General features: G+C 56.6%; 22 protein-coding genes and 1 tRNA gene. 14 read left to right on the forward strand and 9 right to left on the reverse strand.

Annotated elements, in window-relative coordinates; translation table 11 throughout:
• The 3 genes from HY010_08075 to HY010_08085 are packed head-to-tail and all read left to right on the forward strand — an operon-like array spanning nt 1 to nt 3,342.
• Nucleotides 1–867: a sulfotransferase domain-containing protein gene (locus tag HY010_08075; GenBank protein MBI3475677.1), complete on the forward strand. Its 867-nt coding sequence runs from the start codon at nt 1–3 to the stop codon at nt 865–867.
• The gene (locus HY010_08080; protein MBI3475678.1) at nt 864–1,733 is read left to right on the forward strand and encodes a sulfotransferase domain-containing protein; all 870 of its coding nucleotides are present in this window, start codon (nt 864–866) and stop codon (nt 1,731–1,733) included. The genes HY010_08075 and HY010_08080 overlap by 4 nt, the downstream gene beginning before the upstream one ends.
• Nucleotides 1,734–1,764: 31 nt before the next feature.
• Nucleotides 1,765–3,342, forward strand: a complete 1,578-nt coding sequence (locus HY010_08085) for a flippase (protein ID MBI3475679.1) — start codon at nt 1,765–1,767, stop codon at nt 3,340–3,342.
• Nucleotides 3,343–3,364: 22 nt separating this feature from the next.
• Here the strand turns inward: HY010_08085 and HY010_08090 are convergent, their stop codons facing one another.
• Nucleotides 3,365–4,780: a hypothetical protein gene (locus tag HY010_08090; GenBank protein MBI3475680.1), complete on the reverse strand. Its 1,416-nt coding sequence runs from the start codon at nt 4,778–4,780 to the stop codon at nt 3,365–3,367.
• A 300-nt stretch (nt 4,781–5,080) separates the two neighbouring features.
• Here HY010_08090 and HY010_08095 point away from each other — a divergent pair.
• From HY010_08095 to HY010_08105, 3 genes are all read left to right on the forward strand, one after another.
• A tRNA-Ala gene (locus HY010_08095) sits at nt 5,081–5,156 on the forward strand.
• A 267-nt stretch (nt 5,157–5,423) separates the two neighbouring features.
• On the forward strand, nt 5,424–6,332 hold the full coding sequence (locus HY010_08100; protein ID MBI3475681.1) for a PEP-CTERM sorting domain-containing protein: 909 nt from the start codon (nt 5,424–5,426) through the stop codon (nt 6,330–6,332).
• A gap of 123 nt (nt 6,333–6,455) precedes the next feature.
• Nucleotides 6,456–7,214 carry an AMIN domain-containing protein gene (locus HY010_08105; protein ID MBI3475682.1) on the forward strand — a complete coding sequence of 253 codons (759 nt, stop codon included), beginning with the start codon at nt 6,456–6,458 and terminating at the stop codon, nt 7,212–7,214.
• Nucleotides 7,215–7,257: 43 nt separating this feature from the next.
• Here the strand turns inward: HY010_08105 and HY010_08110 are convergent, their stop codons facing one another.
• From HY010_08110 to HY010_08135, 6 genes are all read right to left on the reverse strand, one after another.
• Nucleotides 7,258–8,550 (reverse strand): hypothetical protein, encoded by a 1,293-nt coding sequence (locus HY010_08110; GenBank protein ID MBI3475683.1) that lies wholly within the window; start codon nt 8,548–8,550, stop codon nt 7,258–7,260.
• A gap of 6 nt (nt 8,551–8,556) precedes the next feature.
• Nucleotides 8,557–9,111, reverse strand: a complete 555-nt coding sequence (locus HY010_08115) for a pilus assembly protein (GenBank protein ID MBI3475684.1) — start codon at nt 9,109–9,111, stop codon at nt 8,557–8,559.
• The gene (locus HY010_08120) at nt 9,112–9,654 is read right to left on the reverse strand and encodes a pilus assembly protein (protein ID MBI3475685.1); all 543 of its coding nucleotides are present in this window, start codon (nt 9,652–9,654) and stop codon (nt 9,112–9,114) included.
• A gap of 7 nt (nt 9,655–9,661) precedes the next feature.
• Nucleotides 9,662–10,186, reverse strand: a complete 525-nt coding sequence (locus tag HY010_08125; GenBank protein MBI3475686.1) for a prepilin peptidase — start codon at nt 10,184–10,186, stop codon at nt 9,662–9,664.
• 208 nt (nt 10,187–10,394) lie between these two features.
• Entirely contained in the window at nt 10,395–11,996 is a 1,602-nt protein-coding gene (locus HY010_08130) for a S41 family peptidase (GenBank protein MBI3475687.1), read from the reverse strand.
• A 190-nt stretch (nt 11,997–12,186) separates the two neighbouring features.
• The gene (locus tag HY010_08135) at nt 12,187–13,083 is read right to left on the reverse strand and encodes an MBL fold metallo-hydrolase (protein MBI3475688.1); all 897 of its coding nucleotides are present in this window, start codon (nt 13,081–13,083) and stop codon (nt 12,187–12,189) included.
• Nucleotides 13,084–13,280: 197 nt separating this feature from the next.
• On the opposite strand from HY010_08135, the gene HY010_08140 reads away from it, so the two are divergent.
• Complete coding sequence (locus HY010_08140; GenBank protein ID MBI3475689.1) at nt 13,281–14,165, forward strand: NAD(P)-dependent oxidoreductase; 885 nt, start codon at nt 13,281–13,283, stop codon at nt 14,163–14,165.
• A 123-nt stretch (nt 14,166–14,288) separates the two neighbouring features.
• On the opposite strand, the gene HY010_08145 is transcribed toward HY010_08140, so the two are convergent.
• Nucleotides 14,289–14,708 (reverse strand): c-type cytochrome, encoded by a 420-nt coding sequence (locus HY010_08145; protein ID MBI3475690.1) that lies wholly within the window; start codon nt 14,706–14,708, stop codon nt 14,289–14,291.
• Nucleotides 14,709–15,475: 767 nt separating this feature from the next.
• Here HY010_08145 and HY010_08150 point away from each other — a divergent pair.
• The 5 genes from HY010_08150 to HY010_08170 all read left to right on the forward strand — a co-directional run bounded on the left by HY010_08150 (nt 15,476) and on the right by HY010_08170 (nt 20,064).
• The gene (locus HY010_08150) at nt 15,476–16,366 is read left to right on the forward strand and encodes a fatty acid desaturase (protein ID MBI3475691.1); all 891 of its coding nucleotides are present in this window, start codon (nt 15,476–15,478) and stop codon (nt 16,364–16,366) included.
• Between the two features lie 143 nt (nt 16,367–16,509).
• Nucleotides 16,510–17,418 (forward strand): sensor histidine kinase, encoded by a 909-nt coding sequence (locus tag HY010_08155; GenBank protein MBI3475692.1) that lies wholly within the window; start codon nt 16,510–16,512, stop codon nt 17,416–17,418.
• Nucleotides 17,415–18,167 (forward strand): response regulator transcription factor, encoded by a 753-nt coding sequence (locus HY010_08160; GenBank protein ID MBI3475693.1) that lies wholly within the window; start codon nt 17,415–17,417, stop codon nt 18,165–18,167. The genes HY010_08155 and HY010_08160 overlap by 4 nt, the downstream gene beginning before the upstream one ends.
• Before the next feature lie 181 nt (nt 18,168–18,348).
• Nucleotides 18,349–18,978 carry a DUF47 domain-containing protein gene (locus HY010_08165; GenBank protein ID MBI3475694.1) on the forward strand — a complete coding sequence of 210 codons (630 nt, stop codon included), beginning with the start codon at nt 18,349–18,351 and terminating at the stop codon, nt 18,976–18,978.
• 45 nt (nt 18,979–19,023) lie between these two features.
• Nucleotides 19,024–20,064 carry an inorganic phosphate transporter gene (locus HY010_08170; GenBank protein MBI3475695.1) on the forward strand — a complete coding sequence of 347 codons (1,041 nt, stop codon included), beginning with the start codon at nt 19,024–19,026 and terminating at the stop codon, nt 20,062–20,064.
• 118 nt (nt 20,065–20,182) lie between these two features.
• On the opposite strand, the gene HY010_08175 is transcribed toward HY010_08170, so the two are convergent.
• Nucleotides 20,183–20,839 carry a hypothetical protein gene (locus HY010_08175; protein ID MBI3475696.1) on the reverse strand — a complete coding sequence of 219 codons (657 nt, stop codon included), beginning with the start codon at nt 20,837–20,839 and terminating at the stop codon, nt 20,183–20,185.
• Nucleotides 20,840–20,948: 109 nt separating this feature from the next.
• Here HY010_08175 and HY010_08180 point away from each other — a divergent pair, with 109 nt between their 5' ends.
• Together HY010_08180 and pheA are read left to right on the forward strand one after the other, a co-directional pair.
• A complete protein-coding gene (locus tag HY010_08180) occupies nt 20,949–21,440 on the forward strand; it encodes a GNAT family N-acetyltransferase (protein ID MBI3475697.1) in 492 nt (163 codons plus the stop codon).
• Nucleotides 21,441–21,581: 141 nt separating this feature from the next.
• Nucleotides 21,582–22,406 carry a prephenate dehydratase gene (gene pheA / locus HY010_08185; protein MBI3475698.1) on the forward strand — a complete coding sequence of 275 codons (825 nt, stop codon included), beginning with the start codon at nt 21,582–21,584 and terminating at the stop codon, nt 22,404–22,406.
• The last annotated feature ends 50 nt before the right edge of the window (nt 22,407–22,456 follow it).

The following is a 22,456-nucleotide window of genomic DNA, read 5'->3' on the forward strand; positions in this document are numbered from 1 at the left end:
ATGATTGCTCGCTTGATTGCTGGATCAAAACGGATCGTCGGAATGTACCGCCCGCGCCGCGACCTCCACATCTGGGCCGACGATATCTTTCTCGTCTCTTTTCCGAAGTCGGGCAATACCTGGACTCGCTTCCTGATTGCGAATCTGGCGTTTCCCAACGAGCGTGTTGATTTCGCCAGCATTCATCAACTTGTTCCCGATCCGTACGTGACCTACAAGCGCGACTTCGACCGTATGCCGCACCCGCGCATCATCAAGAGCCACGAATGCTTCGAACCGCGCTACCCGCGGGCGATGTACATCGTGCGCGATCCTCGTGATGTTGTGATCTCTCAGTACCACTATCACCGCAAGTGCAACAAGATTGAAGACGGATATCCGATGGAGAAGTTCGTGGCGCGATTCCTTGCGGGGGATACCTGTCCGCACGGATCCTGGGGAGAAAGCGTTACGACGTGGCTGACTTCACGCCACAATGATCCGCGATTCCTGTTGCTGCGTTACGAAGACCTGGTGGCCGATCCTCGCCGCGAATTGGCACGAGTCGCGACGTTCATGAATATTGACGCCGATGCTGAGCGCATTTCGAAAGCCGTAGAACGCAGCGCCGCCGACAACATGCGCAAGCTGGAAAAGGCGCAGAGCGACAAGAGTTCGCTCACCAAGGATTCACGCAAGGATCTTTCTTTCGTTCGCGCGGCAAAGTCCGGCGGCTGGCAGAAAGATCTGCCGTCACAATATGTCGCGCAGATTGAAGCCAAGTGGGGACACATCATGACGTTCTTGAATTACCCGCTTGTGACTCGCGATGCAGCCAGCGTAGAACCTGAACTCGCTGGATTCATGCCCGGTGGTTCGGCGCGATGATCTGGGGTCTCAAGAAAATCGTCAAGTACGCGCTCGGCTCTGACATTGCCGGACGCAATCTGGCGATCTATCCGGACGATACGTTTATCGTTTCGTATCCTCGTTCGGGGAATACCTGGACGCGTTTTCTCGTTGCCAACCTCGTTCATCCCGAGCAGCCGATTACTTTCGCAAATATCGAAAAGCTGATTCCTGATTGCGAGGCGATGTCGAGCCGCTTCCTGAAGTCGGTTGCGCGTCCCCGCATCATCAAGAGCCACGAATACTTCGATCCCCGGTACAAGAAGGTGCTCTACATCGTGCGTGATCCGCGCGACGTGGTGCTCTCCTATTACGATTTCTGCCGCAAGTACCGCCAGATCGAAGACAATTTTCCGCTCAGCCGTTTCGTGAGTGATTTTGTTGCCGGGCGCCTGTTGTCCTTTGACTGGGGAACGTGGGGCGAGAATGTCAGCAGTTGGCTCTACACGCGTAACGGGCGGCCAGATTTTCTCCTGCTCCGGTACGAGGACATGCTCGACAACACGAAAGAGGAACTGACCCGGGTGGCCAGCTTCCTGGGGATTAACCCAACGCCCGAAGTGCTCAACAACGCGATCGAGCGTAGCTCCGCGGAACGCATGCGTGGCATGGAAAAGACGCAAGGCGAACAGTGGGTCACGACCAAGAATAAGCGCAGCGACATCCCATTTGTGCGAACCGCTTCTTCAGGACTGTGGAAAGAGAAATTGCCGGCCGAATCGATTGCAGAAATCGAGTCAGCATGGGGACCGTTGATGCGCCAGTTGGGATATGAGTTGACGTCCGACCACTTCGGCACGGGTCAGAAAACGGAATCGCCAGAACTTGTAAAGGAACACATCTAGGGAACGCCGAGTAGTTCTCCTTCCGGCCCGTATGCGCAAATTCGAAAAAGGTCAGATCATCAAGAACATCAGTTCGAGTTGGTTCTCTCTGGGAATCAACATCGTGACTGGAATTTTTCTGTCTCCCTTCATTCTTCATCATTTGGGAGACACGGCGTTCGGCGTCTGGGTTCTGATCTTCTCGGTCACCGGGTACTACGGACTTTTTGACCTTGGCATCCGGTCCTCAGTCGTGCGCTACGTTTCCAAATTCACGGCGACCGACGAAAACGAAGAACTAGCCAAGGTCGTCAATACCAGCCTCTTCAGCTATAGCTGTATCGGACTCGCGAGCCTCCTCGTCACGCTACTGCTGTGCTTCAACGTCGAACATGTCTTCGCGAAGATTCCAGCGGAGATGATTCCGACCGCGCGCTGGCTGCTTTTCATGGTTGGCGCTTCGGTAGCGCTGGGATTTCCTCTGGGAGTTTTCGGCGGATTCCTGGAAGGCTTGCAGCGGTTCTACGTCCTCAACTGGACGAACGTCGTCGCAACCCTGCTGCGGACGTGGCTCATCGTAGTCGTGCTCAGCCGGGGATACGGCCTGCTGATGGTGGCGTTCATTACGATCGTTCTCCCGATGATCGCTTCCATCGTCCGCGCCGGCATCGCCTTGAGTATTCGGCCCGTTCCATTCGGTTTCAAGTACATCGACCGGCCTACATTCCGCCGGATCGTGAATTACAGCAGTTCGACGTTCCTGATCATGGTGGCGGGCCGCCTGAAGTTCAAGACCGACGAAATCGTCATCGGCACGATGCTGTCAGCGGCGGCGGTTACCTACTTCAACATCGGCAACCGCATCGTAGACTATGCCGGGCAGGTCGTGACCACGCTCGCGCAAGTCTTTACGCCCATGTCGAGCCAGTCGGAAGCCAAGGGCGACAAGAACCGTCTGCGGAAGATTTTTGTGGTCGGAAACCGCGTATGCGCATTCATTATTTTTCCCATTTGCGCGACCCTCATCATTCTCGGAAAATCTGTGATCGAGGTATGGATGGGGAAGAAGTACCTCACGACCGACAGCTATCCCGTGCTCGTGATCATGATCATAGCCTGCACGCTGTGGTGGTCGCAGAGCGCCTCCGGACGGGTTTTGTTTGGGATGTCCAAGCACAGCACATGGGCAAAGGTCACGCTCATTGAGGGTGTGTCGAACCTGATCCTCAGCATTCTTCTGGTGCGGCCGTTCGGCATCATCGGCGACGCGTTCGGCACTGCCATCCCGCTAGCGTGCAGCACGATCTTCTTCATGCCTCGCCATGTTTCGAAACTGCTCGATATTCGTTTGCGAACGTACTTGCGGGAGGCCTATGTTCTGCCGTTTCTGTTGACGATGCCGCTGGTGGCCACTCTTCTTTTGTTGAAGCAGTGGTTTGTACCTCACAACTACCGGGGGCTGGGACTCCAATTGGCGATTGGTGGAGCAGTCTATGGATCCGGATTGGCATGGGCGTACTTCAGCAACCGCGCCTTCCAGACAGGTCAGCTCGTGGTCAAGACTGAACCGAAGCCCGAGCAATTTGAGGCCATCGCGGAAGCGGTGGACTCGACTCGCGGTGAGGTCTAACCCTCGAGTCGATCGCACCGCTCTAGTCGTCGTCCGGCCCTTCGGGCGGCCGCTTATCGTTCAAGAAAAACTGGGCGTCCAACTTGGCTGGTATTTGTTTGAACGTGAGGGGCGTCTGATTCATGTCGAAACAATCGGACAGACTGTCAGATCGCGAATCCGCATAGCCGACCGCAGGATCAATCTCCGGCAAACCGAAGTTGTTCTCGATAAATTTCAAAATACTTCCAAAATCGTGCGTGGCGTGCGAGATGAAGCCTGCCTTGGCATAAGGCGACACGACGATCAGCGGCACGCGCAATCCGTACTCGTAAGAGTTATGAATAGCGGGCGGGGGAACGTGATCGTACCAGCCTCCCCAATCGTCCCAGGTGATGATGATTGCGGTGTCTTTCCAATATTGGCTGTTGCCGATCGCGTTAACGACCGACGCTACCCATGACGGCCCGGAACCATCGTTGCCCTTGGCGTGATCGGAAGAAGCGTTTGTGGGAATCACCCAACTGACGGCCGCCAGCTTTCCGGCGCTAATATCCGTCAGCACTTGCGTCTGCCCAAGCACGACATGGTTGTTCCATTCCGCTCCCACGCAACTTGTTCCGTTAGGCGGTGCTTTATCGGGTCCGCACATATGCTCAATCGCGTTCGGGCCGGTCCAGATCGAACCCGCAAGAGGCGAATAGTATTTCCAGCTCAGGGGCCTCGCATCCAGAAGGTCAGTCAATGTGGGATGTTCGAAGCAGGGATAGATCGTCTGCGTTTCGTTGGTCAGGGCATTGAAATCGGTGGTGTCGATAATCTTCACGACTCCGTCAGGAGGCGCGATGCATCCAGTCTGCCCCGCATCGGTGTTGGTAGGATTCTCCGAAACGCTCATCACGCTTGTTTCGCTGATCGCGGAAGTCCCCGAAATGATGTATTGATGAGCAGGGAAGCTCGGCCCCTGGTTGGTCTGGAACATGCGGTCGCCGAATGTGTAGGTTTCGGCGAGCGTGAAGTAGGGCTGTACGTCGGATGCTTGCACGTACTGAAACTGCGGGTTGGGCGGAGCACAGTCCGGATTGTTGTCCGGGCACGAGACCTTGACCAGGTCGGAGCCGTCCATGGCCCCATTGTCCCACTGCGAAAGAAAGGCGTGATGGCTATGGCCGAAATCGTATTCTGTCACAAGCGGGCCCGGAGTTAACGGGATCGTCTGTCCCAGAGAATTTTTCCCGCTACTTGCGAGATCTGCGCCCCGTGCAATGAGTACTGGATCGTGAAATAGATTGTCGGGCGTGCGATTTTCCTGAAAAATGATGACGACATGATTGATTTTTGTGGGGGGCGGCTGGTGTCCGCCGTTGCCGGCAACCCCGCCGCAACCATTCATGCTGATGAGGAACGTTGCGATTCCAGCTACGATGCCGACCAGCAAGAGCACCTTGAAGCGAACCATGGGGGAGACCTCCTGAACTGACTACTCAAATCCCAAGCAGATTGAATGGAACCTTCCGCCATGACCTCGTCCCGCCGAGGCAACCTTGTGTCCAACCAGGAGCGGTTGGGCGCGCCCCGCTCGGGGCAAGATTTCCTGACTGTGTTAACCCGCCTCTGAAAATTAATATGCGCACTTTTTGTGGAAGGTTGTACCTCGTTAGGGCAGGTTGCCGGGCAGTGTCCCCACTTACGCAGCGCTGCCAGTAGGCGAAACAATCGATGCACTGTTAAAATGATGCGACCCACCTAAGTACCATGTGGGGCTATAGCTCAGCTGGGAGAGCGCGTCGTTCGCAACGACGAGGCCGTCGGTTCGATCCCGACTAGCTCCACCAAATTCAACTCCAAGATGACTCCGCTATGCATGAAGTTCTTCGCCGCGTTCGGCGGCTTTTTCTGGTTGTTTTTCAATGGTTTGTGCATGCCAAGTGGTTCTTATGTGAAATCCGCCGCGTAGTTCTGCTAACATACGTACACTCCCTCAGGCTTAAGTGCTTAGATTTGCATCACTTTGGCGGTTCAGGTTTTGGAACCCGGGATGCTCAATTGAAGACGGCTCTCCCCGCTGTCATTCCCGAGACTCGCTGTTGGTAGGAGCACGATTGAACGGTTCGAACGAAGGGAAGCAGGTTCGGAGGAGACGCCGCTGGTATCGGCGGAGATTGCGTCTGCAGCGCGGTTTGCTGACTGCGACCATGCTGCTCCTTCTAGCCGGTGCGTGCTGGCAGAGTGCTGCGCGATGGTTATCCCTTCCGTCCCTCCATGCTTCGAATTTCCTGCCGCAATCATTTTGGACCCGGGGGAATATTCGAAACAATCTCGCGCTCATGTCGCATGCCGGCACGGTGCGCGTGTCACGATCCGGACGCAGTACCTATCCTTACTCGGTGATTCCGGGTGGGGTGAGCGATATCGCGGACCTTCGGGAGCATGCGGCACGCGACTACGTGGTTCGTCGCCACTTCGCCGGCTTCAACTATGCTCGCGCCCGACTGGTTCGGTCACAGAAAGCCCGCGAAGTTTATCTTTCCTATCGATTGCGGGATCGGATTTTTTGGACGCGCAAGAAAGTCCGTCTGCTGGAAGCGGAACTCCTGATTACCGACGGCACGATTACCGCCCGCGCCCGTTGTGGCAACCAGGTTTCGGAAACGCCGAAAGAAGAAGTTTCGGATGAAGAGCCGGCGCAGGATGTTTTGGATGAACCTGTCGCCAACATTGCGGCGATTGGCCCGGTGCTGCCGATTCAATTTCTGAATGTGCATCCCAATATGCCGGGCGTCGACGGCAATCCCCCGAGCGGCCCTCAGTTGTTTGCCGGTGGCTTCAACTTTCCTTACGTAGATTTCGGCGTGTCGATCCATCACCTCTGCAAACCGGGCGAGCAAGACAAGCGGTGCAAGCATCACCACAAGCCTCCCGCAGTACCCGAACCGGGCTCATTGCTACTGATTGGCTCCGGATTGGCATTGGTTTACTGGCGGTATCGCCGCCAGGTAACCGAGGCGTAAATACCCTCAAGATGCAGCGTTTTTAGGCCCGACCCCTCCTGCGAGCCGTTCTCGAAATTGGTGCTACGACTTCCGAGTATTAGCCTGCCATACTGACAGGCGTTAGACTCAGGCATAGCACCCATGACTCGCCTATCCCGTTGCACGTGGTTACTCGCGTTTGGAATTCTGCCGCTTGTGCCTCTCTGCGCGCAGAATCCGATCCGTGTGCAGCATGTGGTCGTCATGGGAGGCGGATCGGCAATCGAGGTTGAAATTCAAGCTTCGGGAACGGTCGTCCCGCAGTGCCAGGTGATCACAGGGCCAGATCGAATTATCGTGGATTTCCCAGGCACAGTGCCCGCCGCCGAACTACGCACTGTAAACGTCAATCGCGGCGCTTTGAAGACGATTCGCGCGGGACTGTTCTCAGCGAATCCGCCTGTGACGCGCGTCGTGCTCGACTTGAGCGAGCCGCAAACCTACCAAGTGTTTTCCGTCCGCAATGTCGTGATGCTGAAGGTCGGAACCGTGAAGCCCTCCGGCGCCAAGATGATGAACGCAGCGCTCACTTCAGATTCGAGCGCGCCTGCCGCCGAGATCCAGACTGCTCCCGCTGCTCCACCTAAGCCTCCGTTGGAAGTGACTTTTGAAAATGGCTTGCTCCGGATTCACACCGAGCGCGCGACTCTCTCGCAGGTGCTATTCGAAGTGCAGCGGCAAACCGGTGCGGAGATTGCGATTCCTGCTGGTGCGGAGAGCGAAGAGATTGCTGTTGAATTGGGACCGGCCCCTGCGAGAGAAGTGCTGGCCGCGCTACTGAATGGATCGCGCTACAACTTCATCTTCGTGGGGAACAATCGCGGCCGAACGTTTCAGAAGGCGATACTCAGCGTTCGCTGACGCCGGTCTACTGCATTTCAATCGGAGAAAATCCTGGCAACGCCTACTGGTTTGAGACCAGACGCACTGGAATGGCGGACGCACCGGTTCCTAGAATTGGCTGACCGGTTGCCAGATCACCGCAGCCCGCCATGTTGATAATCGTGGCATTGATCTTCGTACCTGTCATGGTCGTTCCCTGCGGGTTAAGAAACAGTTGGAGGAAGCCAATCACCTGAACAGGGGACGTCGTGACGGCACCCTGATCCTTAAATACCGGGACGTTGACCAAAGAATTGCTCACCAGAATGTTCTGGCCCGCGGCGCCGGCGACAGTATTTGCATTTCCGGCGAGGTATTGAAACGGAGGGCTAGGTACGGCGAGCGGGTCAATGCTGTCGCTATCGCCGTCGGCGCCATTGTCGTGGATGAGGACTTTAGCGGCGTCAATCGTGTCTGTGTTTCGATCAATGCCGCTCGTTGGCGTATAGATATTGAGATCAATCTTGAAATTGGCGTTCAAGCCGCAAGTGATGGGCTGCGGCACGCATCCTGCAACGCCCTTCTGGTAGGAGCTAAGGCCGGCAGCGGCCAGGGGTAACGACTGCGTCGGTTCGACGAACTGTTGGGGATCGGTACCCGTTGGATCAATGGCTGCTGGGAAGTACTTTCCTGCAGCCTTGTTGAGCACTCCGGTGCAACTGTCGCAGGCGTCTTCGAGCAACCAACTCTGGCCTGAGAGACTGTTATTGAAAATGGTACCGCTCGCGTTGAAAATTGGATTCCCGCTTCCCGTGGGGTCCAGATTTGGCAGTAGCCACGGTTTGGCGCAAACCGGTGCGATCGGGCCGCCCGCGCCCAACGCCAGAGCGTTTCCAGATGGGTTGTACGCTTCAGCGGTGGCGGTGGCCGTAACGGCTACCTGGGCGCTACCGAAGATCCGCGCAAAGAATGTGGGCAAATCGTTTCGGGCGACTACTACTCTGACGCGCGGGTTGTATTCAGTCCCGATGGTCGGCGGAAAGGTGACCGTCACTTCGGCGGGGTTTAAGTTTCTCCCACCCACTTTGTTCTGTGCAGCCACCTGGGTGGCGGCATTGCTGGCGAGAGTATGGGCAAGAGCCTCGATGAATGCCGAAGGCCTGGATGTTGATCCCGAGTTCGCCATCACGCGTGCTCCGGCGAGTGCAGCTCCGTCAGCAGCAATTTGGGCCTCACTGCGGGCCGTGTAGAACGTCACAAAGTCGATCGCCAGAACTGCCATTGCTCCCACAACAAACAGCAGGATGATAGCGACCAGCAAAATGATGACGCCGCGTTCGCCTTTCGATTTCGGTGTTTTTCGGTGGCGTCGCACAAGGCCTCACATCTGATTTTGCACGGTGGCAGTCTGGCGCAAGTCCGTGATGGCTGCGTAAGATGCTCCCGGGATTAGCAATTGAATCACAGTATTGAACCGCCAATGATAAGGAAAGCCCACCGTCACTGCCGTGCTCACCGTAGGTTGGCCTGCAACAAACAGTCCCCGATCAATCGTGATCGTAAGGTCATCGGGGCAACCAGTAATGGTATAGGTCCAGACCAGTCCAACGTTCGAAGGGGCCGCTGCCGATGCTTTGCAGGTTCCCTGATTTGCTAGAGGTAGGACACTGTCGGACGCCAACGAATTGAAGACGACATCCACGACCGGTTGGAGCGAGTCCGGGTTCGAGATGGACGCATCCATATCGCCCGTCGGTTGACCAGCCGCTGCACTGGCTCCTGAGCGCGCCGCGTGTTCGATCTTCTGCTTCACGTTATAAGCGCCACTGAAGTCGTAGATGCCGACGATGAATACCACCAACAACGGCAACACGATCGCGAACTCAAGCAACGCTGAACCGGCAGCATCGTGCCCGATCGCTTGGCAGCGTCGCATCTAGTTCTCCATCCGGTTTTGCGCTTGTGCCTTCAAAACGATCTGCTGAAGATTCAGGGAAGTGAAGGGCAAGTTCATCTGGAACGGATACTGGAAACTCACAATCGATCCGCATTGCGGCACGGTTCCAGTGGGGTTCAAAACCACTGAGCGGCAGATAGTGATGTTATTGCCGGTGGTCGAGCAATTCCCAGGCGGCGCGGGCAGGGGACATGAAATGACGGACGGAAAGTAGACTACGATCTGGCTTGGGTCGAGGCTGGAAGATCTCAGAACTGAAAAAACTGAATCTTGCACGGTGGTATCGCCAGGAAAATTGGTACTGCCCCACTGATCCGCGGGCTGGATACAGGTTCCACAGGTGGGACGCGCCGCAACCATCGCTCCTTGTTCCGCTGCATGGGTGATTGTCGAATAGATATTGAAGGCGCGGCCAAACCAGACAATTCCCATCAGGAACATGAAAACGAGCGGCAGAACCAGTGCCACTTCCGCGATTTCTGCGCCGTCCGTCCGTTCGAGTCTTTGCAGAATTCTCATCATCACTACCTTAGAACTTACCGGTTGCCTTCCCAACACCAAGTAGCAAAACCGTAAACGCCATCGCCACTCCAAACGGAATTTTCGTGGACTGCGTACTATCCAGCGATACTTCCGATCCGGGCATCCGCAATTGAAAAAAAGCCTCCAATATGCCGACGATGTTGCGTAACGTCGCCAGCAGCCGACCCTTCCAAATTACTACCGCCAGCGCCATCACCCCTGCAACCAGCACCGTTCCCATCAGGACATTGACGAGTTGTCCGGGCCCGAGGCAAGCGCCGAGGGCTCCAGCCAGCTTCCAGTCCCCGGCCCCCAAGCTTCGCAGCAGAACGAAGGGTAGAAGCAAAAGCAGGCCAAGTGCGGATCCCAGAAGAGCATTCTTGATGCCTTCCCACCCGAACAAGATTGCATTAGTCCCGATTCCTGCAACCAAGCCGGATACGGTCAACCAGTTGGGGATTCGCCGGTAGCGCCCGTCCAAAATGCCCGCGCAAATCGCCGTCAGTACAGCCGGAATCCAGGGGCCAAGCATCGGTTCTCAGTTCTCAGTTCCCAGAAAAACCCGCTGCGAGCTTGAAACCCGCAGCCAATCGGCTACCTGCAAGCTTACTTTGGGTACTTTAGGGCTTTTGGGAGGCTAAGACAAGTTTTCAGTGAGGGGGGATGTCCGCGGTTCCACGTCCTCAGAAAGCCGCACAGCGCGGCAAGTCCGAGAACGGGGAACCGGGAACTGAGAGCAGCTATCTGGAAACCGGGCTGGGCATGTTCCGCTCAGCGATGATCTTCTTGGCATTGTCCGCCAGAGCGCGTGCCTGCGGAAGAAGATCCAGGGCTTTGATCACTTCCGGATCGGTTTCCGCCCTGACTTTCAGCCCTTCTTCCTGACCGAAGGAATCGACGAACAACTCGCTCTTGATGTTGGAACGCAGCCAGTCGTGGCTTTCAATCAGTTCGCCTTCGGTGAACGCAATTTTTTCTTCGTCGAGGAACTTGCGGAAGTCCTGTAATACGGCATCGTCCACTTCAAACCCTTGCGTGACTTTATGGCTGGTCACGTAGTGCTTGGCGAAATTGAAAAATGCGTAGTGCTGCAGCAAAGTGTCCTGAAACTTGTTGGACTTGACCGCCGGCAGCTTTACATCCGGCAAGATCCCGCCGCCACCGTAGACCGTACGGCCGCTGTCGGTGAGCTTCACTTCGTGGTTTGCGTTATTTTCTTCTTTGTCACGCGCGTAGTAATAGTCGTAAAGCGAGAGATTGGAGTAGTCGCGCTGGATCAGGCGTCCGCTCGGGGTGTAGTAGCGGGCGGTAGTCAGTGCCAGTCCAGTATTTTCCGCGAGCGGATACACCGTCTGCACCAAACCCTTGCCGAAGGTCGTTTCTCCCACAATGAGTCCGCGATCGTGATCCTGAATCGCGCCGGCCACGATCTCCGCAGCCGATGCCGTGCCGCGATTGACCAGCACCACCAGCGGATAGTCTTTGCCGCCGTTGCCATGGGCTGCCGTGTATCGCTTCTCGGGTGACGATCGGCCGTGGTGCGAGACGATCAGTTGTCCCTTCTTCAGGAACTTGTCAGCCACGCCCACGCCCTCGCTCAAGAGGCCGCCGGGATTTTGACGGAGATCGAGGATCAGGCCTTTGACGTCTCCCATTTCTTCCAGTGCTGCGGCCACTTCCCGTTCCGTGGTTTCCTGAAACCCGGAAACGTGCATGTATCCGATGCCGGGCTTGATCATGAAATGCAAGTCGACGCTGTAACGCGGAATTTCATCGCGGACGACTGCGAATTCGAGTGGATGGTCCGCGCCTTCGCGGAGCATGGTGATCCGAACGGTCGTCCCTTTCGGTCCTTTGAGCAGGTCAGCGACGTCGGAGGTGGTCATGTTGTCGGTGGCCTTGCCATCGACGGCAGCGATGATGTCGCCCGGATGAATGCCCGCGCGGTAGGCCGGGGTGCCGGCAAACGGGGCGATCACAATGACCTTGTTGTTACGGGGGCCGACCGTCATCCCTACGCCGTAATACTTGCCGCGCTGTTCTTCGCGGAGCAGGGAATAGGATTTCGGATCAAAAAAGTTCGAATGCGGATCGAGCGAATGCAGCATCCCCGGGATCGCGCCGTTATAAATGGCTTTGTCCGCGCTCACCGGTTCGGCGTAGTTTTCCTCCACCGCTTCATACACTTGGGTGAACTGCTTGTAGCTCTCGCGGACGTCCGAATCACTGCTGGGAGTGGTTGCGGGCGGGCTAACCCGTTGCGCAAATACCATGCCAAGCAGGCCGAATACAGCGAGGATGAATACGACGAGGAACAGTGAACGACGCGAACTACCAGCCATTTTTCGAGATCCTTGGGCAGGGAGATGTGGAGGGATCCTGCCGCATCTGAGCGCAGTATAGCACGCAAAAACGCCTACCTGATTAGACGCAAGATTCGCCCTAGAGTTACCTGAGTCCCGCAACTTAGGGGCAAATAACACCCGTAGACATCGTGGAATAGTCCTTTTCGATTGGACGGTCCGGTGTCAACTAGAAGAACCGCGTCACGCCTTCTTCGAGGACGACCACTTTGTCTTTCACGCCGGCGTGTTCGGCTTCCTGCGCCAGCAATTCCAATGGCTCGTCCACCGGTTCGTGGGACAGCCGGAAGGTTCCATAGTGCATAGGAACCATCCAGCGGGACTTCAGGTCGAGGAAGGCCCGCATGGCGTCCGCCGGGTCGGTGTGGACATTGCGAAATTGTTCAGGGTTATAGGCGCCGATCGGAAGCAATGCCAACTCCGGAGCGAGGCGCTGCCCAATTTCGCGAAAACCTGAGAAGTAGGCTGTATCGCCAGCGTGATAGACGGAATGCTTGCCGTCGCGAAGAACGTACCCGCCATAGCCACGATGCGAGTCCTTAATGATGCGCGCTCCCCAATGGCGCGATGGCACGTGCGTGATATCGAGTCCGCGGTGGCGGTAGGTATTCCACCACTCCAGTTCTACAATGTCCTCGAACCCGAGATCCGAGACGAGATCGAACACGTGGTGCGGAATGACCAGAGTGGGGGATTTTCCGCGTTGCTGCCGAGTCTGCCGCGCAATCGTCCGCAGGGAATGCCGGTGCAAATGATCGAAATGCGCGTGCGTGACAAGTATTACGTCGACCGGAGGCAGGTCGCGCATGTGCAATCCAGGTTTCCGGATACGTTTTAGCAAGAACAGCCAGCGCGCGAAGTTTGGATCAATGACGACGCTCTGTCCGCCGATCTGCAGAAAAAAGCTGGAGTGTCCTATAAACGTAAGTCCCAGTTCACCATTGGTTGCGAGCTGCGGGATGTGAGTCTGTCCGGAGCGCGGCGTGACCGCGGAGTGGCGCACGAGTCGCGTAAACTCGCTGGCTCGTTTGCGCAGTGCGGGATTGTTGAGTGACGCCTTTAACATTCTCTTGTGTTCACGCTGTACAAAGTACGACTTCCTGCCAACCGCATCGATTGCATCTCCTTATGAGATGCCGCGTTTCGAGCCTCGATGCTACTTCTTCTTCGGGACTGATGATTTCAGTGTAGAACAACCGGATTGTCTTGACCGTAACTTTCCTGGTCATATCTAATTCGAATGTTCATCAGGAGAAAAGTGGAATGCGCGTTGCCTTTTTGGGAATGGGAATCATGGGACGGCCGATGGCCGCGAACCTTGTCAAAGCAGGACACGAAGTCAGCATCTGGAACCGGAGCGCCAACCCGGAGAAAGACATTGCTGGTGCCCGAACCGCGTCGACTCCGTCGGATGCTGCGCGTGGTGCGGAAGTCGTGTGGATGTGCGTGTCGGATACGAAGGCGGTGGAAAATGTGCTGTTCGGCCCGAGCGGCGTAGAAGAGTCGCTTGCCGAAGGAATGATCATCGCGGACTCGAGCACGATATCTCCATCGGCCACGCTGCGTTTTGCCGAGCGCGTGAAGAGACGCGGTGTTCACTACGTCGATGCTCCTGTGACCGGTTCGAAAATTGCCGCGGAAGGCGGCGCCCTGATCTTCATGGCCGGAGGGGAAGAGTCTGTCCTAGCAACCCTCGCCCCGCTATTTCAATCGATGGGAAAACAGGTATTCCCGATGGGCGACACTGGAAAAGGCCAAGCCACCAAACTCGCGATGAACCTCCAGATTGCGCTGATCTATGAAGGATTCGCTGAAGCCCTCACACTCGCGACCAAGCTGGGCGTTGACATCGCCCGCCTGCTGCCGCTGATTCAAGCCTCCATGATTCGATCCGGCGTCGTCGACTACAAGGCGCCCTTCATCATGAAGCGCGATTTCTCTCCGAACTTCCCTTTGCGCCTCATGCTGAAAGACATTCACCTCACGCTCGATGCCGCCAAAGAAGCGCGGGTTCGTTTGCCGGGACTGGAAGCCGTCGAAGAGGTTTACGATCTCGCTGCCGAGGAGGGTCATCAGGATCTCGACTACGCCGCGACCTTAACGTTGCTGGAAAAATGGGCGGGCGTGGAAGTCAAGGCTGGTGTCTAAGAAGGAAAAGGATTGGGCTTTCAAGCGCTGGAAGTTGGCGCTATAGGCAAGTGCACTTCAGCGTAACGACCGGGTACGGTTTGTCGATTTCACCCACCGCTGGAGTGGCTTTCGAGTTCTGACTTACTGCTTCGCGAACGCCCGGATGTAGTGCACCAGATTCCAGATGTCATCATCTTTGGCGCGGTCGCCTTCAAGCGGCATGTCGCCTTTGCCTTTGCGGATGATGTAGAAGAGCTCTCCGTCGGTGCGATCTTTCATGGCGTCCGGCTTGGTGAAGTCGGTGACGTTCTTGATGTCCGCGGCCATGTCGCCTTTGGCATCGCCTTTTTCACCGTGGCACATCGCGCAATCCAATGCATACATCTTTTTGGCTTTTGCCGTGCCCTCGGGGCTTGCTTTGACCGGGTTCTCTTTCTGGGCCGCTTCGGGCGGAATCTTGTACTCGGCGGGTGTTTTGGGAGTAGTCGGGGCTTGCTGCGTCTGCACGACGACAGCGAAGACCAAGAGGACGAAGCTGATCAGAATACTTCTTTTCAACACGACAACCTCCTTACCAGAAGCTCGGTTGAAAAACGCTACAACGGCATTCTACATGTCCCAAACCAGCTGAGAAGTGACAGCCATCACATGTGATGCCTTCTCTGGCCGTGAGCCGCTTTGCGGCGCCAGATTACAGCCCACGGCGCAAGCCGTGGGTCAGCATCGGGGCATCAAGCAGCCCGGCAGGGGCGAAAGAAAGGGCCAACGTAAGCAAAGAGATCGGTACGGATTTCGTCGGTGATGAGAGGACGACGGGCCTTCGTGCTGAAGATGTCGTGGACCACAACATTGCCGGCAGTGTGTGCCAAGTTTCTTGCGCCCCGTTGGGCTCTTCATATCTCTGCTATCGACCCCACGGCTAGCGCCGTGGGCTGTAATCTTGCGCCGCTTTGCGGCTTCAGCCTGATGCGCCCTTGCGCGATCTCGTCCGACGCACTGGCTGTGGTGGGCGGTGCCGCCCGTGCATTGCTGGTGTCACTAACAGACCCTAAGAGAATCGTTTCAAAGTGGATGTGATTTGGGATAGGGCGCTTTGTGACAAACCTGAAACCACTCTTCCGATGTGATCTGTCGATGCCATCTGTAATTTTCCAGGTTGGCGGATACCAGTCCAATTCGTGAAGATTACGCTGGTAACTCCTTTGTCCTGCCGGGATTACACAAGTATTACAGTGCTTCCGGGCTTCCCCTGCTATGTTCCTAGCAGTGAATCTTAGTGGGGAGCAGCCAGCATGAATTCAAGTCCTGAAGTTGGTGTGGGCGTTGATATGGATAGAGAACACCAGAGCGAGGCGGGTATTAATTGGGGTACCGCAATCGCAATGGCATTTTTCCACGTAGGCGCGATCGCCGCTTTGTTCTTTTTCACTTGGAAGGCGCTCTTCGTCGCGATGTTCCTGTGGTGGATTTCCGGGAGCCTCGGCATTGGGATGAGCTATCACCGGCTGTTGACCCATCGGGGATACAAGACTCCGAAGTGGGTGGAATATTTTCTGACCTGGTGCGCGACGCTGGCGCTCGAAGGTGGACCGATTTTCTGGGTTGCGACCCATCGCATTCATCACCAATTTTCTGACGAGCACGGCGATCCGCATTCTCCCAACGACGGCAAGTGGTGGTCGCACATGGGATGGATTCTGACTGGCCGCTCGATGCACCACGACACGACCACTCTTTCCCGCTACGTGCCGGATCTGACCAAAGATAAAGTCCATGTCTGGTTGACCAAGTATCACTACACTTCGAACATCATTGTGGCAGTGATCCTGTACGCGATCGGCGGACTGCCGTTCCTGTTCTGGGGCGTTTTCATGCGCGTCGTCGTAGGGCTGCACGCGACCTGGATGGTCAACTCGGTTACGCACATGTGGGGATCGCGCCGCTTCGCAACCAAAGACCTTTCGACCAACAATTTCGTGGTCGCGCTGATGACGTTCGGCGAAGGCTGGCATAACAATCACCACGCGCATCCGGTCTCCGCGCGTCATGGCCTGACCTGGTACGAAATTGATCTCAACTGGTACGGCATCTGGGCGCTGAAGAAACTCGGATTGGCCCGGCACATCTACAAGATCAATCTCGATAACCTGCCTCCGAAGCCGGCCCTGACTCGCGACCTCAATGCAGCCAGTCTCGCAGCCGCCGCCGGGAACGACTAGGGAATCGGGTGTCAGGTCTCAGCTGTTAGGTGGCAGGAAAACCTGCCGCCCCCAGCTCTTTCCAAATCGATTGACGGATGCGTGTGCCTTCCTCGAGTTTCCTGAGACCTGACACCTGACACCTGCTCTTCTACAATCTCCTTGTGCGGATTATCTCGCGGCAAAGGGCGATCTATTTTGCGATCACGCTGGGCGTTTGCCTGGTGGTGGCGGCCACTGCGCTCAACGTGGGCTGGATCATCCTCAACTGGCGCGAGGGGATCAAACTCTTTCTAGGAGCAATCCTTTTTCTCGGAATCATTGCCGGACTTGTGTTGAATACAATTTTTCTGGTCCGCGAGATTCGCCGCAATGAACAGCACGACAGCTTTATCAACGCGGTGACTCACGAACTGAAGACGCCAATCGCGTCCATCCGGCTCTACCTTCAGACTCTGCAACGCCGCGAAGTGGATGCGGAACAGCGCCGCGAGTTTTATCAGTCGATGCTGCTCGATACCGAACGCCTGATGCACACAGTCGAGCAGGTTCTGAAAGCCGGAGAGGCCGCGCAGCGTAAGCGTCCCGCTCATCTGTCTCCGCTGGAGTTCAATGGGCTGGTGCGGGAGTGTATCGATCTTGCTCGATCCCGGCATCACTTGCAGCCCGAGGCTCTTGAATATAGGGAGTCGCTGAATGGAACGGGATCAGCCGAAGTAGAAGGCGATCCAGAGGAATTGCGGACGGCCGTTTCCAACCTGCTCGACAATGCAGTGAAGTATTCGCCCGACGTCGTTCAGATTGCCGTCGAATTGGAGGTGCCCGATGCTGACCACGTCGTGTTGCGCGTACGCGATCATGGCGTCGGCATCCCGCAGCATGAACTGAAACGCATCTTCAAACGGTTTTACCGGGTGGCGCAGCGTTCGCGGTCGCGGGTGAAGGGCACAGGGCTCGGCCTGTTCATCGTGCGAGCGATCGCCCGCAGGCATGGTGGAAAAGTGTTTGCGCAAAGCGAAGGGCTGGGGAAGGGAACAACCGTGACTCTCGAATTGCCCCGGAGGGCGGCATGAGCCGCGTTCTAGTAGTCGAAGATGAAGCTCACCTCGCGCAGGGACTCCGCTTCAATCTGGAAGCCGAAGGTCATGCCGTGGAAGTTTCGGGAGACGGCGAATCTGCCCTGGCGCGACTGGTCGAGAAGCACGAACCGTTCGACGCGATGGTCCTGGACGTGATGTTGCCAGGAAAGAGTGGCTTCACGGTCGCCGAAGAGTTGCGCCAGCGAAAGAACTATATTCCGATTCTGATGTTGACGGCCCGCGGGCGAGCGGAAGACGTACTCCAAGGCTTTGCGTCGGGTGCCGACGACTACCTTCCCAAACCGTTTGAACTTCCCATCCTGATCGCACGCCTCGACGGCCTGCTGCGCCGAACTTCCTGGATGCGGGAGTCTGTGCCGCACGCTCCCGTGCACAAGGACGACCCGGCGAGTTCCGGGACACAGGGACGGCCTGACGTGTTTAGCTTCGATGGCATGACGATCGATTTCGGCGAACTCGAACTGCGCACGCTCGGGAATACCATCCACCTGACGTTGATGGAAGCAGAGTTTCTGCGCCATCTGATCCGCAACAATGGAAAGGTGGTGTCACGAAAATCGATCCTCGAGGAAGTCTGGGGCCTGCGGGAAGACACCGACACGCGCGCAATCGATAACTTCGTGGTGCGCCTGCGGAGGTATATCGAGGAAGACCCGTCCCAGCCCAAGCACTTACAGACCGTTCGCGGTGTGGGTTATCGGTTTGTGGCGGAGCCGGAATAGGTCGTCAACCCCTCATTCCAGTTATTCGTTAAATGGTCGCCTGGTGAACCGCGTTTGCAGTTGCCGCCATACGGTATACTCTCTGGTCCTTCAGAACCGTGACGCGTGTTGACCCTGCCGAAAGAGTTTTGCGGAGCAACGCACTTCGTCCGGCAAGCGCTGGCAGGTTTGTGAATTTGAGTTGTCCAGAGGGGGAGTTGTGCGTTTTATTCCAACGGAAGCAAAATTTTTCGAGCTTTTTGCCGAACTCTCAGGCTACCTCACCGAGGGTGCAAAACTTCTGCGCGGCATCCTCGAAGATCCTTATGACCTGGATATGCGCGTCGAACAAGTCCAGGCGATTGAGCACAAGGGCGACCGTGCGACCCACGCCATCATCACCAAACTCAATCAGAGTTTCATCACTCCATTCGACCGCGAGGACATTCACAAACTTGCTTCCTCGCTCGATGACGTTCTTGACTTCACCAACGCTGCCGCCAACCGGCTCGTCATGTACAAAATTACGCAGCCGCCTCCCGCCGCTTCCGAACTCGCGGGCCTGATCGTGCTGCAGTGCGAGGAACTCGCGCAGGGTGTGTCTTTGCTTGAGAAGAATGGCGCAGTCATGAAGCATTGTGAAGAAGTGAACCGCCTGGAAGACGAAGCGGACCACGTCAGCCGAAGGGCGATTGCATCGCTGTTCGACGGCGAAAAGGATCCCATTAAGCTCATCAAGCTCAAGGAACTCTTCGAGGTTCTGGAAGTGGCTACGGACAAAGCGGAAGACGCGGCCAACGTCCTGGAAGCGATCGTTCTCAAGAGCGCCTAGTTTCACATTTGCGGTTACGGAATATCCTGGAGGCCACGCGTTCCGGTGCATACCGACGTTCTGCTTGTCCTGATTACGATCCTGGTCGCGCTCATCTTTGATTTCGTGAATGGATTTCACGATTCGGCGAACAGCATCGCCACCGTCGTTTCCACTCGTGTTCTCTCTCCCAAACTTGCCGTATTGTGGGCCGCGGCGTTTAACTTCCTCGCCGCATTTTTTCTTGGAACCGCCGTCGCTAAGACCATCGGCAGCGGCATGATTCATCTCGAATTTGTGGATCAGTACGTAGTCCTCGCTGGTCTGTTCGGCGCCATCGTTTGGGACTTGCTGACCTGGTGGTGGGGCTTGCCCACTTCTTCCTCGCATGCATTAATCGGCGGATATGCGGGGGCGGCCATGACGAATGCCGCTCTCCACCATGGAATCGGTTCAATCTTCTCTGTCGTCATTCCACATGGCTGGTATAAAACCCTGATCTTCATCGCGGTTGCACCCATGATCGGACTGGTTCTCGGGTTCCTCTTCATGGTGTCAGTGCATTGGATTTTCCGCCGTTCCGCGCCCCAACCGGTTGACCACCTGTTCCGCAGGCTGCAACTGCTTTCTGCCGCTGCCTACAGCCTGGGACACGGCGCCAACGACGCCCAGAAGACCATGGGGATCATCGCTGGTGCTTTGTACACCGGCGGATTCATGACCAAGTCCGACATGCTCGGCGGCTGGGGCGGGTTTCATTGGCCCATCATTCTGGGTGCGCATGCTGCGATCGCCCTCGGAACCTACTTTGGCGGCTGGCGTATCGTCAAGACCATGGGCCAGAAGATCACCAAGCTGAAGCCCGTCGGAGGTTTCTGCGCTGAGACTGCCGGCGCCATCACGCTTTTTGCCACCGCCGTGGCCGGTATCCCCGTGAGCACGACCCACACCATCACCGGCGCGATCGTAGGAGTCGGCGCCGTCCAACGCCTTTCCGCTGTCCGCTGGGGGATCGCCGGCCGCATCATCTGGGCCTGGGTATTCACGATCCCCGCTGCCGCTCTTCTGGCCGCAGTAACCTTCGCAATCATGAATCGCTTTGCCTGAGTTTGGAATAGACCTCGGACTACCATTGTGTTCTGCCGCGAAAAATATTTGTTTTTGTAGGGCGGTGAGGTCAACGCCGTGGCGAAGAGGGTCAAGAAGCGAACGACGAGCGACGCTTCTAGTGTTGCTTGGCGGAGGAACTCATCGCCAGTTCCCGGAACAATCCCAAAACCTGCGCGGCGGTATTCTCGTCCGACAGGGTTTCGAGCGCGACGGTGGCGGTGAAGTGCGGAGAAGTAGGATTGAAGCGGACGTTCAGGAAATCCTTGTCGCGCCACGCCGTGAGCGCGTTGATCACGGCAGTAAGTTCCGGCGGCCAAGAGTCCTTCGTCGTCAGTACGACTGGGCCGGGACGACTCAGTGTCCACGTGCGGGTCTGGGAGGCACTGTCTTTTGCGGAGTGACCGGACCAGCGGCGTCGGATTACGTCCAGGTGGAAGCCGGGCGGAAACCCCATGTCGGCTTCGAAAGTCAGGGTTTCGGACTGTTTCCGCCAGCGACTTAGAAACCACTGTACGGGAAACGGGCGAGGCTGCAATCGAACGGTGAGGCGGGCGTCTTCAAACCAGCGCGAAGACAAGCGGAGCGTGGCTTTCAATTGCGTGCTGCCAGCCTTCCATTTCGGTTCGAGAACGCGTCCTTTGCCGAGGCAGGCGCCCTGTACCCAGTGCAGCAAAGCGGTTCCGCGGCGCCGGTTGTAGACCACAAACCAGCCGTACCACAGCAGCAGCAATGCTGCCGCTACGCCGAGATCGATCAGGAAGAAGCGCCCCACGGTACCCTCTGCTCCGGAAATCCTACGTCTATGGATGCAACAGCGCAAGAGGTAGTTAGAGAAAATCAGCAGGTCGGATTTTTTCGGATTCTCCCGCTAGAATAGCGGCGTGTCATTCCATATCCGGCCCTTCCAAAAAACGGATTTCGAAGCGTTATGGCAGATGGATCAGATCTGCTTTGATCCACTGCTCGCGTATTCGCGTCCGGAACTGGCGATTTATATGCGCCGTCCGGGGGCGTTCACGCTGGTGGCGGAATCCTTGGACGAAGGCGATAGCACAAAGGTCGCGCGCGCGATCTTGGGATTCATCGTCGCCGAGCCGCGTCGCCGGACAGGGCACATCATCACCATTGACGTTCTGCCGACCACAAGACGTTCGGGAATCGGTTCGTCTTTGTTGCAGGCGGCGGAAGATCGGTTGCAGGCAGCCGGCGCACTGGTGGTGGAACTGGAAACCGCGGTAAACAATGCCGCCGCCATCCAGTTTTACAAGCGCAAAGAATATTTCGTGGAAAAGACTGTCCCCGGCTACTATTCCAACCATCTGGACGCGTTGGTGATGCGCAAGGATTTGGTCACCGTCGCGAACAAGCTGTAGAGACGGGGCTTGCCCCGTCTCCTGTTGCGATGAAATACGAACGGGCCCTATGGGCATGTTGCTGCCAGAGACGCGGCAATCCGCGTCTCTACCAGTTGTTCTTCTTAGCTTGCGGTAATGTTGGAACCGGAAAATCTATTCATGAAAATTGCCATTCAGGGTGAACTCGGGTCGTTCAGTCATCAGGCGGCCGAAACGATGTTGCCGGGAGCAAAGATTGTCCCGTGCGCGCGTTCTTTGGAAGTGTTTGACCGCGTTGGCAAAGGCACGGTCGGTGGCGCCGTGATCCCGATCGAGAATTCGCTGGCGGGATCGGTGGCCGAACACTTCGATCTTTTGTTGAGCCGTGAGGTCCATATTGTCAGCGAATTTCGGCTGCGGATCGTGCACAACCTGATTGCCGCGCCGGGCGTGAAGTTTGGCGACATCCGCAAGGTCTATTCCCATCCCATCGCAATCGAACAGTGTCGCGATCTGTTTGCGAAGTATCCCAAACTGGAGCCAACGCCGTTTTATGACACGGCAGGCAGCGTTAAGCACGTGGTTGGTAACGGACTCCGCGATGCTGCGGGAATCGCCAGCCGCCGTGCCGCTGAAGTGTATGCAGGGAAGATCCTCAAAGCCGGCATCGAGGATGACAAGAAGAACTTCACGCGTTTCTTTTCGATTCACCGCGGCCTTGCCCAAGGCGGAAGATCGCGCGCAAGTCGCAAGGCTGGGAAGACATCCCTTGCCTTTGTCGTGCGCAATATACCCGGCGCATTGTTCAAGGCGCTCAGCGTGTTTGCACTGCGCGATATCAGCCTGACGAAAATCGAATCTCGCCCGATGCGCGGACGTCCCTGGGAGTACGTGTTCTTTGTGGACCTGCTCCGTGGCGACGATGAAGCGGCGCGCAACGCGTTGCATCATCTCGGGGAAGTGGCTGAACTGGTGAAAGTCCTCGGAATTTATCCTCCTGCCTGATGTGACGGATGCAGTCCGGTCACGTGGCTACGTCACAGTGAGCAGTGACG

The sequence above is a fragment of the Acidobacteriota bacterium genome, from assembly GCA_016196065.1.
Classification (GTDB): Bacteria; Acidobacteriota; Terriglobia; order Terriglobales; family Acidobacteriaceae; genus Acidiflorens.

Coding starts and splice junctions, on each gene's coding strand:
- HY010_08075 (MBI3475677.1), top strand. CDS start 1: ATGATTGCTCGCTTGATTGCTGGATCAAAACGGATCGTCGGAATGTAC.
- HY010_08080 (MBI3475678.1), top strand. CDS start 864: ATGATCTGGGGTCTCAAGAAAATCGTCAAGTACGCGCTCGGCTCTGAC.
- HY010_08085 (MBI3475679.1), top strand. CDS start 1,765: ATGCGCAAATTCGAAAAAGGTCAGATCATCAAGAACATCAGTTCGAGT.
- HY010_08090 (MBI3475680.1), bottom strand. CDS start 4,780: ATGGTTCGCTTCAAGGTGCTCTTGCTGGTCGGCATCGTAGCTGGAATC.
- HY010_08105 (MBI3475682.1), top strand. CDS start 6,456: ATGACTCGCCTATCCCGTTGCACGTGGTTACTCGCGTTTGGAATTCTG.
- HY010_08115 (MBI3475684.1), bottom strand. CDS start 9,111: ATGCGACGCTGCCAAGCGATCGGGCACGATGCTGCCGGTTCAGCGTTG.
- HY010_08120 (MBI3475685.1), bottom strand. CDS start 9,654: ATGATGAGAATTCTGCAAAGACTCGAACGGACGGACGGCGCAGAAATC.
- HY010_08125 (MBI3475686.1), bottom strand. CDS start 10,186: ATGCTTGGCCCCTGGATTCCGGCTGTACTGACGGCGATTTGCGCGGGC.
- HY010_08130 (MBI3475687.1), bottom strand. CDS start 11,996: ATGGCTGGTAGTTCGCGTCGTTCACTGTTCCTCGTCGTATTCATCCTC.
- HY010_08135 (MBI3475688.1), bottom strand. CDS start 13,083: ATGTTAAAGGCGTCACTCAACAATCCCGCACTGCGCAAACGAGCCAGC.
- HY010_08140 (MBI3475689.1), top strand. CDS start 13,281: ATGCGCGTTGCCTTTTTGGGAATGGGAATCATGGGACGGCCGATGGCC.
- HY010_08150 (MBI3475691.1), top strand. CDS start 15,476: ATGGATAGAGAACACCAGAGCGAGGCGGGTATTAATTGGGGTACCGCA.
- HY010_08160 (MBI3475693.1), top strand. CDS start 17,415: ATGAGCCGCGTTCTAGTAGTCGAAGATGAAGCTCACCTCGCGCAGGGA.
- pheA (MBI3475698.1), top strand. CDS start 21,582: ATGAAAATTGCCATTCAGGGTGAACTCGGGTCGTTCAGTCATCAGGCG.